Annotated in this window: 10 protein-coding genes; 6 read left to right on the top strand and 4 right to left on the bottom strand. The window is 56.4% G+C overall.

Annotated elements, in window-relative coordinates; all coding sequences use genetic code 11:
- Nucleotides 1-9 precede the first annotated feature (9 nt).
- A complete protein-coding gene (locus tag AM571_RS30715; protein ID WP_074065680.1) occupies nucleotides 10-627 on the top strand; it encodes a sugar transferase in 618 nt (205 codons plus the stop codon).
- Between the two features lie 75 nt (nucleotides 628-702).
- On the opposite strand, the gene AM571_RS30710 is transcribed toward AM571_RS30715, so the two are convergent.
- On the bottom strand, nucleotides 703-1,503 hold the full coding sequence (locus AM571_RS30710) for a class I SAM-dependent methyltransferase (RefSeq protein WP_196776366.1): 801 nt from the start codon (nucleotides 1,501-1,503) through the stop codon (nucleotides 703-705).
- 488 nt (nucleotides 1,504-1,991) lie between these two features.
- On the opposite strand from AM571_RS30710, the gene AM571_RS30705 reads away from it, so the two are divergent.
- From AM571_RS30705 to AM571_RS30690, 4 genes are all read left to right on the top strand, one after another.
- Nucleotides 1,992-2,975 carry an acyltransferase family protein gene (locus tag AM571_RS30705; protein WP_074064729.1) on the top strand — a complete coding sequence of 328 codons (984 nt, stop codon included), beginning with the start codon at nucleotides 1,992-1,994 and terminating at the stop codon, nucleotides 2,973-2,975.
- A gap of 679 nt (nucleotides 2,976-3,654) precedes the next feature.
- Entirely contained in the window at nucleotides 3,655-5,853 is a 2,199-nt protein-coding gene (locus tag AM571_RS30700) for a nucleoside-diphosphate sugar epimerase/dehydratase (protein ID WP_081377306.1), read from the top strand.
- A gap of 69 nt (nucleotides 5,854-5,922) precedes the next feature.
- On the top strand, nucleotides 5,923-7,239 hold the full coding sequence (locus tag AM571_RS30695) for a glycosyltransferase family 4 protein (protein ID WP_237358611.1): 1,317 nt from the start codon (nucleotides 5,923-5,925) through the stop codon (nucleotides 7,237-7,239).
- Nucleotides 7,236-9,485 (top strand): GumC family protein, encoded by a 2,250-nt coding sequence (locus AM571_RS30690; protein ID WP_074064726.1) that lies wholly within the window; start codon nucleotides 7,236-7,238, stop codon nucleotides 9,483-9,485. Before AM571_RS30695 ends, AM571_RS30690 begins: the two co-directional genes overlap by 4 nt.
- 157 nt (nucleotides 9,486-9,642) lie before the next feature.
- On the opposite strand, the gene AM571_RS30685 is transcribed toward AM571_RS30690, so the two are convergent.
- The gene (locus AM571_RS30685; RefSeq protein WP_081377245.1) at nucleotides 9,643-10,917 is read right to left on the bottom strand and encodes a glycosyltransferase family 4 protein; all 1,275 of its coding nucleotides are present in this window, start codon (nucleotides 10,915-10,917) and stop codon (nucleotides 9,643-9,645) included.
- A gap of 543 nt (nucleotides 10,918-11,460) precedes the next feature.
- Here AM571_RS30685 and AM571_RS30680 point away from each other — a divergent pair.
- Nucleotides 11,461-12,489 (top strand): hypothetical protein, encoded by a 1,029-nt coding sequence (locus AM571_RS30680; RefSeq protein ID WP_196776365.1) that lies wholly within the window; start codon nucleotides 11,461-11,463, stop codon nucleotides 12,487-12,489.
- 83 nt (nucleotides 12,490-12,572) lie between these two features.
- Here the strand turns inward: AM571_RS30680 and AM571_RS30675 are convergent, their stop codons facing one another.
- Entirely contained in the window at nucleotides 12,573-13,745 is a 1,173-nt protein-coding gene (locus tag AM571_RS30675) for a DegT/DnrJ/EryC1/StrS family aminotransferase (protein ID WP_074064723.1), read from the bottom strand.
- A gap of 51 nt (nucleotides 13,746-13,796) precedes the next feature.
- Nucleotides 13,797-14,498 carry a PIG-L deacetylase family protein gene (locus AM571_RS30670; RefSeq protein WP_074064722.1) on the bottom strand — a complete coding sequence of 234 codons (702 nt, stop codon included), beginning with the start codon at nucleotides 14,496-14,498 and terminating at the stop codon, nucleotides 13,797-13,799.
- Between the last annotated feature and the right edge of the window lie 17 nt (nucleotides 14,499-14,515).

Genomic DNA, 14,515 nt, shown 5'->3' with positions numbered 1-14,515 from the left:
TTGCTGGCGATGTTGAAACGGCTGTTCGATGTCCTGTTTTCCATTGCCGCAGGACTATTGGCACTGCCAGTGTTTATCATCCTGGCTGTTACTGTAAGGATCGTTCTTGGTTCCCCTGTCATGTTCAGCCAGGAGAGAGCTGGCAAAGAGCGTCGACCATTCATGATGAAGAAGTTCCGGTCAATGACCAGCGATGTGGATCCTCACGGAAAGCTCTTGAGCGATGACGAACGCACCGGGAAATTCGGCGCGCTGTTGCGACGTTCCCGACTGGATGAGCTGCCCGAATTGTGGAGTATCGTCATTGGCGACATGAGCGTCATAGGACCAAGGCCGATACTCTTGAAAAAAATACATGCCCTTGGCGAGCGCGGGATCTTGCGCTGTTCGGTGAGGCCGGGATTGACCGGGTGGGCGCAGATCAACGGGAACACCAAGCTTACCGACGATGAAAAGGTTGATCTGGATATCTGGTATATCGAAAACCGCACATGTCTGATGGATGCCGAGATAATCGCTAAGACCGTTTTGGTCATGATTTTCGGTGAGAGACGGAACGAGAAACGCCTTGCTGCGGCCGTTTCTGCTGCGAGGAGTCGCGACCGGCCTCGTAAGGGTTCACAGTAGAGCTCGTTTGAAGATCGACGTCCGTCAACCTGCCGCAAGCGTCTATTATGCTTTCAGGAACGCTGAGTGTTCTTTTTATCCCGAGGTGTCGTCAATACCTGACCTCTCAGGGGATGTTTTTACCATGAAGCCAATATACTTGTTCCTGCTTTTTACAACGGAGTATTTGTGCTGAACAGTTTCTGAGAAATGAAAGAAAGCGAGATTGTCCTGAATGTCATCGGAGATAAATACACCACCAGATCGCAGCGCCTGCCAAAGGCGGCTATAGCCAAACATTCTTCCTGAATAGCTCTTATCGCTATCGTAGTGACACATATCCAACGGATGTAAGCGCCCCAGCGCCTTGCCTATCCCGCTGCGGTCGGCTTCTCGGATGAGCTCCCAACAACTGCGAAGGTGTAAGGGGACCGCTGCCCCAACATGCTTTTCGCTCCCTAAGCGCAGGTAGGGTCGATCAACACTGACGAGCTTTCCCCCGCTTCGCTTGGAAACGCTCGCAAGAATTGCGAGACTGGAATCACCCAGAGCGACTCCCGTTTCAACAACATGCTTGGCCTTCAACGATTGCGCCATGCTATAAAGGAAGGACATATCGGCTCCGCCCCCAATGTATTGAGGGGCGACAGTTCGGGCCTTGCCTACTAGGCGTGCTAGTTCAGGCTCCGCGTCCTCGAACGGGGTCCAAACAAATCCGGACATGACCGAAGGAAGGCGATCACATTCGATCGCCTCTCTTGCGCAACGAGCCTTTGCAATGGGACCGGTTGCCTCACCTTCGGCAGGAAACAGTGTACGGGAAACCAGTGATGGGATGGTCGGCCACAATGATGGCCGCAAAGCATAACCGGCAACAGACTGAAACGCAGCCTTCATCATCTGCTCCTATTTGAGGCGAGCGTGCTGGCGAATGTGATTACATTCAGCAGATGGCAGGCCGCTGCAGACAAACGCTCCCAAGAGTGTGATAACCATCTTATTTATAGAATGCTAATATTCAAGTGGGCTGATTGAAGTATTTCCTTTGCGGTCATTTTTCCGACGACCTGTTTGCGCCCATGCTTGGATCGTTTGCGGCCACGAGCCCGCAGCTGAAGCAACGGCTAGAGGTCAGTTATCATCCTCCATTGAAGAGGCCTGCTGACGAAAGCTGTGCCGTTTGCGCCATACATTCCAAGCCGTGCTCTAGCTCGTGCGCTTCGTTATCCTGCGCCATCGCGGGTCCTTTGGGGCCAGGCGGTATTCTCAGGTCGTTTCATCATGGTGATCATCAAAACCGCATCAACGGGAATAATAACTCGGCCACCTTGACACAATGGGCTGCGACGCCGATGAATTTCTAACATGCGCCGGGGATTATTTGGATGATGCAACACGGCAATCTGAAAGACCTGGGGCGAGTTGCAGCAATACCAGCGCGGAACACTACAGTTGACTTTTTAAGGGCCGTAAGCGTCCTTTGGATCGTTGGCTTCTGGCACCCCATTGGATATTCACCGATCAGGGAAGTCGGCAAGAACGCTGTGACCCTGATGGCGACGGTCGCCGCCTTGGGACTTTTTGTGCTTCTGTCTGGCTACCTGCAAGGAGGCCGCGGCCGTAGTTTCTTCGACTTTTATAGGCGACGCTTTTGGAGGATCTACGTACCATTCGTTGGTGCCAGCTTGCTATTCATCATCATGAATATTGGAGATCATCTTTCGCTGATCAAAGGCGTCTTCCTGGTGGCAATGCTGGATGAGCCGGCAGCGGTTACGCTGTGGTTCATCAATATGATTATGCTCTTTTACCTTTGTACGCCAGCGCTGCTCTGGATCAAACGCAGGTCGCTGACGTTGTTGTTGATTATATCGGCCACAATCTTACTGGGATTGCTGGCCGCCGACTGGTTTTGGGAACGTCTGGACAATCGGCTGGTGATCTACTTCCCCTGCTTCGTGGCCGGGATCGTTTTGTCTGGATCAGCTCCGCCAAAGATGGTCTGGCCGGTAGTGTTCGTCGCCGCAGTCGCTTGTGTCGCCACGCTTCCTGCGCCGACCGATGGAACAGATATTATCCTTCTGCCTTGGGCTGTGCTCGCCTCGCTCTGCGTGTTTTGCTTAACCTCGGGGCGGCTTGACGACCTATCGGATACGGCGACGATGTGGATCGAGCGAGCCGCCTATGCCAGCTTCTTCGCCTATCTTCTGCACCGGCCCGTATACAGGATGCTGGAAGCACTATCGGCTGCAATCGGGCTTGATCCCTTGATCTTGATTGTCGCGCTTGGAGTACCGACAACCGCTATCGCGGCGTACTTCCTACAGAAAGGCTACGATCGCTTGCTCGCATCCGCCAGAATTGCCTAACGTGATCCGTCACCTTCCTTCATCCCGCGCGCGATCGTTAGGCCCACATGCGGCTGCAGAGCGGACGGTCTGCTTGGGGCTCTCCTTTGACGGCAATGCCTGATGAGATGCCGTAAGATCGCCATGCCGACCGGGTTGCCTTTGAGCCCGGCGCCATGAAATCCATCATAATTGTTATCGTGTGAGATGCAGCTTCAGCACGTGGATCTTCAAGCGGGAACCTCAATACAGCACCCCAGAGCAAAAAATCACGGTGTGATTGAAGGTAACGGGAGCTCCAGGCCTTTCTTCCATTTAAGCGGTAGGAGCGCTGGCCGACGCAAATCAGACTCACGTTAAAATTGAATTCAGCTGGCGATGCCTAATGCAATGTTATCGCGTCCGTATATAAAACTAAATGATTAATCAGTATAACAAAGTATTAATATAAGAAAGCTTTAATATAATATGGCTTTACAAAAAAAATTGCTGATGTACCGTCTTAAGACAAATAGAAGACTTGATTAAACTGTCACGGAAACGTCACGGTACGCTTATGTTTTACCGGCTAACGCCGGGGTTCGCAAGGCATCGGAGTTTATCTTGCCATTCGCGTTGCGACAACAGCGCGCGTTGCAGTTGTACGGGGGATGCATGCATGGAACGGGGCGAAAAAGCCGTCTCTGCTCGGCGGCAGGAGATGGATGCTAGACGGGACGACGTGTTGGCGGCCTGGAAGGCTGCGGTTGACTATGCCGATTCTGTGGTCAGCGCGGCCGTGCTTCTGTCAAAAAAGTCGGCCCGTTCTCACGTTCGCAAGGTTAGGCAGGCACCTTTGCTGTTTGCGACGGACCTCGTATCCGCAGGCTTCGCCCTGAGCTTTGCATTCGTCGCGCGCTATGGATTGGAGCAGGTTCAGGCAAGTCCGGAGCTGATCGAAACGCTGTTGTTTGCAGGTCCGCAGTATCTTGCGATCTGCATTGTCGTCTTTCCAATGGCCGGTCTTTATAGCCGCAACTGGCGATACGGTTCGATCTCCGATCTTTGGACGATCCTGCGGGCAGTCCTCATAACCACGGCCCTTTTGGTTTGCGTGCTGTTCTTCATAACAAGGCTGGAAGATATCCCGCGCGCTGCCTTGCTTCTCGAGGCGCTCCTGCTCTCGCTATTCCTTTCGGCGTCGCGGCTGAGCTTTCGTATGAACGAGTTGTCCCTGCCGGATAACACTGGCTGGCTGAAGCAAGCCTCCGGGCAGGAGCAAATGATTCCGACGCTGCTGGTGGGTGCAGGAGATGCTGCCGATCTCTATTTGCGCGCCGTGAGCCGCGACCGCAGCTGCTTCCATCGTCCGGTTGCCATCATCGAGCCGACTGGCGCCTGTGAGGGGATTATGTTGCACGGCGTGCCGATTGTGGGTGCCCTGACGGATTTTGAGAGGGTCGTTAGGGAACTGTATCTGTCCAATTCCTTCCCGCGGCACCTTGTGTTCACCGAAGCACCTTCCGTGTTTGGCGAGGAGGTCAGCGAAAAACTCATCAGACAGGCCGAAGCGCTCGGCATTACCGTTTCCCGATTGTCCCAGATGACGGAGTTGAAAGATGCCAAGCGGGAAAACAGATTTGAACTCAAATCCATCGAGCTGACGGATCTGCTGGAACGGCCGCAGGCCACTTTGGACCGGGACGCCATTCTCAGGCTCATCCGGGGGCGCCGCGTTCTCATCACCGGTGCCGGCGGCTCGATTGGCTCCGAACTCACGCTTCAGATCGCCGCCTGCGAGCCGTCACAGCTCGTTCTGGTCGAGAATTGCGAGTTCAATCTCTACACAATCGACCTTGAGCTTGCAGAGCGCTTCGCGACGCTGCCCCGCGCAACCTGTCTTTGCAATGTTCGGCGGGCCAACCGTGTCAATGACGTTTTCGAGGAATACAGGCCGGAGCTGGTTTTCCATGCGGCAGCGCTGAAGCACGTGCCGATGGTGGAGATCAATCCGTGCGAGGGCGCGCTTACAAACGTGATCGGCACAATGAACGTCGCCAATGCTGCAAGGCAGGTCGGTGCCCTGGCGATGGTTCAGATTTCTACTGATAAGGTGGTCAATCCGACGAGTGTCATGGGAGGGACGAAACGTCTGGCGGAGCTCTATTGTCAGGCGCTCGACCTTGAAGGCGTGGAGCGGGGAGGCGGGCCTCGTTACATGACCGTGCGGTTCGGCAACGTTCTTGGCTCGAGCGGCTCGCTCATTCCTTTGTTTAAGAGACAAATCGCCAGCGGTGGACCGTTGACCGTGACCGACCCGGACATGACGCGGTTCTTCATGACCATTCGGGAAGCCGTGGAACTTACCCTCCAGGCCTCCGCCTACGGGCTCGAGGGCGACATCGGAAAAGGCGAGATCTTCGTTTTGGACATGGGAAAGCCGGTGAAGATCATGGACATAGCGCGCAGGATGATCAGGCTTGCGGGCCTCGTTCCCGACAAGGACATAGCGATCAAGGTCATCGGGTTGCGTCCTGGTGAAAAGTGCTACGAGGAGCTTTTCGACATCAACGATACTCCGGTTCCCTCACCTGTTCCGGGGGTTTTCGGCGCAATTCCGCGGCCTGTGCCGCTTTCGAAGCTTCGCACGACGTTCGCCCGGCTGGAGCGCTTTGCCGAATTAGGCGATGCATCCATGGTGCTCGCGCTCATCAGCAGCCTTGTCCCAGGTTATGCGTGGAAGCGTCCCGCATCCGCTGGTCCTGCGGCCCTGGCTGCGGCGCAGGATGAAACTCCTCGCGAAGAGGGCGAGGATCATGACGCGGGCCTCCCGGACAACTTACTTGCAGCTCTTGTGGCTGAGACTGATGCAGGACGTACTGAGGTGTCTGGGCGGATCAGCCCTTCACGGCTGCAATGAAACGAAATCAGTGGCGGGCGCCGGTCGCTCCCACGAAGCTGGTCTATTGGATCTCGTCTGGAGACAACTGTGTTGAATGTGGATGCAGCACCAACGGATAACATTCCATTGGATCGCCTGCTTTGGCGCCAGCGGGAACGAAGCCAGCGCATTCTGGTACTGTCCAGCTATAGCCGTTCGTTAACGAATTTCCGTTTGGAACTTCTAAAGTCCATGGTGCGGGCCGGCCATGTCGTGGTCGCTGCAGGTCCCGAAGACGACGCGGAAGTGAAGGCCGATCTTTCGAGGATCGGCGTTGAGTTCGCCAGAATTCCTATGGCCCGTGCCAGCTTGAGCCCGGTCAGGGACATTGCGACATTCTTCCAGATTCGGCGGCTATTGAAAACAGTAAGGCCTGATGTCGTGGTCCCCTATACGATGAAACCGATCGTCTACGGTGGAATCGCAGCCCGCTCAGCAGGTATTGCGGGGCGTTGCTTTCTGATAACCGGCCTGGGGCATGTTTTTTCGGAAGCGAGCCTGAGGACTCTAAAGGGTCGTTGGATCAAACGACTGAGCGTGTGGCTTTATCGGCGGGCGATGGCAGGAGCGAAGGCGGTTTTTGTCTATAATGATGCAGACCGCTCGGACATCCTTGAAAATTCATTGGTCCACGACCTTTCCGTCATTCATCGCGTTGCCGGCTCCGGCGTGGATGTCGATCGCTACGCCTTCGCACCGGCCCCGTTCGAAAAGCCTGTCTTTCTGATGGTGACCCGGCTGATCAGGGACAAGGGCGTCTTCGAATATGTGGAGGCGGCACGACGCTTGAAGCGGCATCGGCCTGATGCCGAATTTCAACTTCTCGGACCGTTTGATCCCAATCCAGGGGCAATATCGCGGCTGCAGGTCAGGGAGTGGATCGAAGAGGGGATCGTGAACTACCTTGGCGAGACAAACGATGTCCGCGCCTTCCTGGCGCAGTGCAACATATTCGTGCTGCCCTCCTACTACCGAGAGGGAATACCCCGCGCCATCCTGGAAGCGATGGCCGTCGGGCGCGCGATCATTACAACGGACCTTCCCGGTTGCCGGGACACCATCGAACCCGGCGAAAACGGTTACCTTGTCACGCCGCGAAGCGCAGACAGCCTTTACGGCGCCATGTGGGCGCTTGCCGACCGCCTTGGACTGGCCGTTGAGATGGGTCGGCGTTCGCGCGAACTGGCCTGCACCCGGTTCGACGTCCACTCAATCAACGCAATACTCATCGAACGAATGGGTCTCTCAAACCATGACCACGCGGGCCGAGGGGCTGCAGGAGCTTGTGGACGGGAGGAAAACCAGGCTGACACTGTCAACCGATCGCTCGATGCAACTGGGAGGGTCATCTCTTGGAGAGGGTGAAGATAACAGCACATGGGCTCGCTCCATCGCCTTCAGGCAGGCACCACAGCATCACGTATCAGCGGCGCGTGCTCCGCCCGCGTTCAGGCTATGGACTTGTCGATCTGCTGGAACTGGTGCGCAGGCACCGATGGTCCTTCTTTTCAGTCCTTGCGGGCGGGCTGGTTCTGACCGTCTTGACCGCCGCCTTCATGACAAGGGTCTATGTCGCTTCGTCTGCCATTGTTTTCGATCGCAATGATGCCCGTCCCTATGAGGCCGTCGAGGAACTCCGCAAACAGGAGCGCGACAAATCCGTCATGGAAACGGAATTGGACGTCATCAAATCGCGGGTGTTCGTGGGCACTGTGGTGGACGCGCTCGACCTGGTGAACGACCCCGACTACAATACCTACCTTCCGCGCCGCGACGACGAAAATGAAGGAGGCATCAGCCTTCTCGTTTCTGCTACGACCAAATTCTTTGCCCCGGAGCAGACCCCCGACATGGTTCGCAGCCGACTGGTTTCGAAGAGCGTTCAGCGCGACAGGGCGATATCGGCGCTGCTGGGCTCCTTCACCGTCGACCGCAACGGTGACAGCCTTGCGATGACGATCCATGTGCGGCAGACAAGGGCGCTGAAGGCAGCGGCGATCGCCGACGCCATTGCTCAACATTATGTAGACTGGACTGCCAAGCTTACGGATGAAGCAACGAAGAACACAATCGACTATCTTCGAGGTCAGGCGAAGGAACTTGGCAGCCGCATAGCGACAATGGAACGTGAAATCGCAGCGTTTTCGGCTAATCGCGATCTCACTTTCGATCCCAAGGATGACATTCTCAGGTCTCGATTGGAGCTTCTCAACGAGCAATTTGCAGTAGCAAGTACTGACGAGACCGCCGCTCGGTCGAAATATCTCGAGGCCAAAGCACTGATCGCGTCGGGCGATGTGTCGGCCGTCGTACGTGTGGTCGCGTCAGAGCCGTTGGATCGTCTTCGCACCGAGCAGTCACGTCTGGAACGGCTGAAGGCGCAGCTGAGCTCTAAATTCGCCAAGAACCACCCGTTGATCGCTGATGCCGACGCCGAGCTCGAAGCCAATCGACGGATGATGACGGACGAAGCAGAACGAATTGTCCAGGAATTGGCAAATAGCGCAGACGTCGCAGCCGTCCGTGCTGCCAAGTTTAGTACCGATGTCGCAGTGCTCCAGAAGCAGATACAGGGCCGAAGTCTTGCGGAAATTCGTCGGCGGGAACTTGAGCGAGATCTGCTGGCCGAGCAGAAGCGTTATGATCAGGTCGTGCTTCGACTGGGGGATCTAGATCCCGAGCGGGGCGAACACAAAGCGTCAGCCAGTGTCGCGTCCTATGCGGAGGTGCCGACGAGCCCGACCTTTCCGAAGCCGGCCCTGGTTGTCGTCTCGGGATCGCTGGGTTCTCTCATCCTCGCGGTCCTGACTGTCATCATTGTCGATGTGCTCGACGATCGCCTGTATCGCTCGAACGACCTGGAAGACATTCTGGGCCGGCCTAACCTGGTAACCGTTCCACGCGTGAACCGGCACTTTCGCAACGGTGCCAGCTCGTTCGAATTTGCCGTCGATCATCCATCCTCGCCCTTCGGAAAGGCAATGCGAAACTTGTGTCTTGCCTGGCGGACAATCGAACGCTCGATTGGTGGAAAGATCGTGATGCTTTGTTCACCGTCGCCTGGCGACGGCAAGACTGCGCTCGCCCTCGGCATGGCTGCCGCGGCGGCAACGAGCAGTCTTCGCACGGTTCTGGTTGACTTCGACCCATCGGCGAAAGGTGCGGGCGCTCTTCTTGGCATAGCCGCTCCTCGTCTGGTGCCGAAGATCGAAGAATCACCCGATTTATGCATCTCGAGCATGACGTCACCGGCTCATCCTCGCCTTGACGTCGTCTTTGCAAGCTTCACCGCCGACGATTTAGGACCACTTTGCTCCTATTTGCGCAAAATGTATGATCTGATCATCATCGACGCGCCGAATTTGGACAGCGAGGAAGGCGCTGTTTGGCTCGCCGCCCATGTGGATTCCATCGTTGTGGTCGCCTCGGCCGGATGCACAACGGAACGAAAGCTGGTGAATGCGCTGAACCGCCTCTCGGTCAACCAACCCTTCATACTTGGGGGAATTCTAAACCAGGGCGCGATGTCTGAAGCAGGCAATGCAGGACTGGTGGACCCCTGGCCGTGGGCGCAATTCAAAGCGCGGTTTCGCAAGAAACAAACCGCATAAGTGATTTTCCAGGTAATAAGCGCCGTCGCAAGACACCGGACACAGATGGCAGAAGAAAGGGCGGGCAACGACGGCTTGAGCGGCCCGCCATTGAAAAACGGTCCTTTGCACTGACTGGCAACTCGCCTCCCTCAAGCAGGTTTAGCCAATTCATGGATCATGCGGTTCTGCCGGCAAGCTCACGATAGATATTCATTATTTTTTCTGTATGGGAACGAACGCCGTAATGCGCCAATGCAGATTTCTGTGCGTTTGCGCTCACGCGCTGCCATTCAGGCGCATCCTTCAAGAGCTTGGCCATCGGCGGCACAAAGGCGTCCGGCACTTCGGGCTCGACCAGATAACCGGTCTCTCCATCAACGATTGCTTCGGGATTTCCGCCGTGATTCGTCGCAATAACCGGCGTTCCAACGAGCATCGCTTCGATGAGGGTTCTTCCGAACGGTTCGTTGATTGCCGGTACAAGTAAAATGTCCATGGCGCACATCAAACGGTTGATCGGCGAGCGGAAGCCCATCAGGTGAATGGCATTTTCTATGCCCAATTCGCGCGCGCGTGCCGTCACCTCGACATCGAGTCGCTCGCCGCAATGGCTGGGCGCTCCAAACAACAAGCCTGCGATCTTCGGTTCCGGATGTTGCGCGCAAAACGCGTGGATGGCTTCGACAAAGCGGATTGGACGCTTACGATCGATGAGTGTGCCGAAGAATCCTACGAGGCGTGTTTTCTCATCCAGTCCGAGTTCCCGCACGAGATCCATACGGCACTCTTCTCTGTCAAGCAGAGGTTCTGGATGGTCAAAAGGACTGTGGATCACCGAGGTCCGGTCGTTGATGGGTAGCAGAGGCGAGGTTGGCTTTGCATAGTTGGAGACAGTTACGATGTGACTGGCAATAAACGGTGCGAGGAGATTTATCCCCCGTCCGGCCGGATCCCCGCGATGGTGCCATAGGAGGCGTGCTCCAGAAAGCACCGTTGGGAGCCCCCATGTCGCGTGAATCGAGCCATCATTGGTGTGGACGATGTCTGCCTTGTGTCGGCGAAGAAAACGGATCAATCGGGCGATGGTGTAAAGATAGCCTGCCGCAACAGCGCTTCTAGTGGCGCCGCGATATCGAGGTCTGAGGATGGAAACCTTCACCGTCAGATAGTCAATCTTGCGCTTGTCCAGATACTTTGCGAAATCCCCGTTTGGCCGATGGACGACGACCACGGGCCGCACCTCGGAAGGCTGGAGCGCTTCGATCAGCTTGATTGCCGAGATGTCGCTTCCGCCGAATTTATCTCCGACAAACGGATAGACCACGACTATTGGCTTCGAACCCAATGGATTTACCCCCAAAATTCGAAAGCTTGTATGCGCCAGAGCCTGTTTACCTGTGTAAACCGTATCGGCGATAGTATCGCCGAATGGAGCGATATTTGATATCACCCCAATTGGTTATTGATTGTACTGAAGCCCGGCCCAATTCGACAGAGCGCGCTTCGAAAAGGCTCATCCTCGTCGAGCTGAACGGCCAGCTAACGATAGCGCGAGGCGCGTTCTGTTCACCTGGTATCGGTTGAGGTGGTGGCTTTGGATGCGAACGGCATGGACCCGCGAGATGGCATGCATCGGCAAAGGCCCTGCTGCTCTCCAATGCGCTTGGCTGCAACCTACCTAGTCACATTCACCTTCATCTGGCTGGAGGCTGTCGGCTTTACTCAGGCAGCAAACGCAGCGTCCGATGCGTTCCCTGGCGCCGAGGGTTACGGAAAGAGCGCGCAAGGCGGAAGAGGGGGCGCGATCATCGCTGTCACAAATCTGGAAGACAGCGGGCCGGGAAGCCTCAGAGCCTGCATCGAGGCGGCCGGTCCGAGGAACTGCGTCTTCCGGGTTGGCGGTACGATCAAGCTCAAGCGAACGCTCATCGTGCGCAGCGAAAATGCTTTGGTATCCATCCTCGGGCAGACGGCACCGGGCGGTGGCATCGTCTTGACGATTGAGCGGCCTGACAAGAAGGGAAAAAATACGCTATTGGGAATCAAGGGAACGAATGACGTTATCGTGCGGCATATTCGCATCCGGCCGCAGCTCCCAAACACTGTCAAGAACGTTGACGGACTGGTCATCGAGAACAGCCAGAGAGTATATGTTGACCATGTCTCGGTTTCCTGGGCAACGGATGAAAACATCAGTACCCACGCTGACGCCACGGAGGTCACGATCGCAAATTCGATTCTTGCGGAGGGCCTCAACAAACATAGCAAATGCACGCTGCTTGGATCCGATCCTCGGGCGCCGCAAAAACTGACGTTTCTCCGAAATCTGTGTCTGTCGAACAATGATCGGAATCCAGACAACAATCACTACGGGCAGTCCTGTATCGAGATCGTCAACAACGTTTTCTTCAATGCGCGGTCCGAGTGGGCGGAGATCTTCTCGCAATTTCCAGGCGGAACCCCGATCGCATACGCCGGGAACTATTTCAAAGCAGGCCCGAGTACTAACGATCTGACCTACGCCATTCGGTCGAAAGATGCCGCCATGGTTGCGGAACCGCAGATCTATCAGGAAGGCAACGTAACCTGGGCACCGCCTTCCAAGACGATCGTCACCGTGGCGCCCGATACGGAGCGCTTTCTTGTTTCCAGTCCGCCCTGCGCCTTAAGCGTGACTGCGATCGCACCGGCAGCAAAAGCTTACCATGACGTTCGAACACGATCGGGCGCGTTCCCACGCGACAGCCTCGATCGTGGCTGGGCCAACGATATGGGACCGGAGGGGGAGAAGGGCGACGGCAAGATGGTGAGCGAACCCGGTCAGATTCCGTCGATGGATACCGGGGCTGCCTATAGGGATGACGATCAAGACGGGATGGCCGATTCCGTCGAGGCCAGGTTTGCCGCCAAGCCCGGGGTAAATGATGCCTGGGCGGTGACCACCCCTGACGGCCCAGCCCATTTCGACGAATTCATGGAATGGCTCTCGGAAGAACGGATCGCTGGTCGGTACCCACAGTGATGCAGGCACCGACCAACCCGGTCGTCGGGCAATGAGGTCCATGCAGAGGCGTGCGATCCCAGTTCTGCGTACAACGGTTGGGCCTAAGCCGATTTTCTGGCGCTGTCGGTCGCCGCAAGGACCGCATCCCGAAGCGCTCTGGCATTTTGAAGAACGGCCACTTCGCTCAAGCTGGGATCGACGAGGAGAGCTAGGCTCGTTTCGCCGAGTTTTTGCGCGACAGGCAACCTCCCCACCGGTTGCAGGTCGGCGAATGCTTTTTCGAGGTAAATTTCTGAGCAGCTTCCGGTAAAGCAGGAAACGCCTGCGCTGTTCAGGCTCGCCAGAATCTGATCGCGATCATAGCCCATCTTCAGTCGATCAGGACGAACAAACGTGTAGAAGCGGTAATACGCATGGCGAATGCCGCGACGCGGAACTGGTGTGCGAAGAGCATCGAGGTCGGCAGTCGATGTGATTAGTATGTTCGCATTTCTTTCTCTTGTCGCTTGCCACTCCTTTAGCCGGGCGAGTTGGCAGAGGCCAAGCACCGCCTGATACGACATCATCCGCAAATTGGTGCCGACGGACTCGTGAAGCCAGCGAAAACCGCTTCGGCCCGCCTTTTGATGAACGGCATCATACGATTTTCCGTGATCCCTTCTGCTCCACGCCTTCTTCCAAAGTGCTGTGTCGTTCATCGCGATGAGGCCGCCTTCGCCGCCTGTGGTGATGATCTTATCCTGGCAGAACGAAAAGGCAGCAATATCGCCGAAGGACCCGACCGGCCTCCCATCGATTTCCGCGCCATGCGCCTGGGCGCAATCTTCAATGACCCACAAACCTCTTTGGCGGGCAAAAGCCATGATCTCGGGCATGTCGCATGGCCATCCTGCAAGATGGACGGCGATGATGCCCTTGGTCCTCGATGAAACCTTCTGTGCTATCGCGGCTGGCGTGATATTCTGGCTGTTCTCATCGATATCTGCAAAGACCGGCATTCCACCGCAAAAAGGGACGCAAGCGGCTGATGCGACGAAACTGCGTGGGGTCACGATGACCTCGTCCCCGGCACCCAAGCCGAGGGCGAACAATGCCAGTTCGAGGGCAGCGGTTCCATTGGTGACGGCGATGGCGTGTTCAACGCCTAGAAAGGCGGCATAGGCTTCTTCGAACTGCGCAACATAGGGGCCTGTCCAGGCATTGACCTGACCGGTGCGAAGCATGGAAGCGACCGCTTCGATCTGCTCTTCATCAAAAACCGGCCACTTCGCCATTTCGCCCTCCGTGTTAGATGCGATATCCGCTTCTCGAAACCGGCTCCTGCGTCACAGAACCTGGCGAACCATCACGAAGGCTTCCGCGGCTTGACTGAAGACGGTTGCGCCGCGCAACGTCGCCAGCGCCCTCAAGGTTTCGATCGCGCGCTCATGCGGTGGTGGCCGCAGCTGCGACTGAAAAGCCGACATCGCTTCCAATTTGGTTTCGAGATGCTCCTCGATATCGATGAAGACGTGTGGAACGAAACTGGGCGTCACATAGGCCGCGTTCCAATTCGTCTCCGAGAGGGTCTCATATGCCAGAATCAGTCTCGGATATTGCTCCTGATGAGGTCTTGCCGCCACGAGCGCAGACGTAAAGACGATCTGATGATCGACATGCATGTCTCCGACGAAAGGGAGGAGAAGCGTTTGCGGGGAATATGCCGTCATGATCTCGAACAGCGAGCGGTTCAAATCGGAAACGGCCGTCTCGGCCAGGCCGGCTGCGGGGAAACCCATCCAATCGGTTTTGCCGACACCAAGGATAGCGTGCGCCAGGCGAGCCTCGTCCCTCAAGCGAGATACGGCCTCGGATGGGTATTGCGGCGGCTTACCCTCGGTTACGATGACGATCCGAACTTCGGCTCCCTCCGAAGCGAGCCGTGCAATTGTACCACCTGCCCCGAGGACCTCGTCGTCCGCATGGGGCGCGATGACAAGCGTCCTACCGAAGACATCGCTCAACATGCGTTCGCAGCCTTTTTCCATCGGCTTTTTATCCCCGC

Origin of the sequence: Rhizobium etli 8C-3, from assembly GCF_001908375.1 — a bacterium.
Lineage (GTDB): Bacteria > Pseudomonadota > Alphaproteobacteria > Rhizobiales > Rhizobiaceae > Rhizobium > Rhizobium etli_B.
The sequence above is the reverse complement of the archived record's forward strand: the minus strand, read 5'-3'. Positions and strand labels throughout refer to the sequence as shown.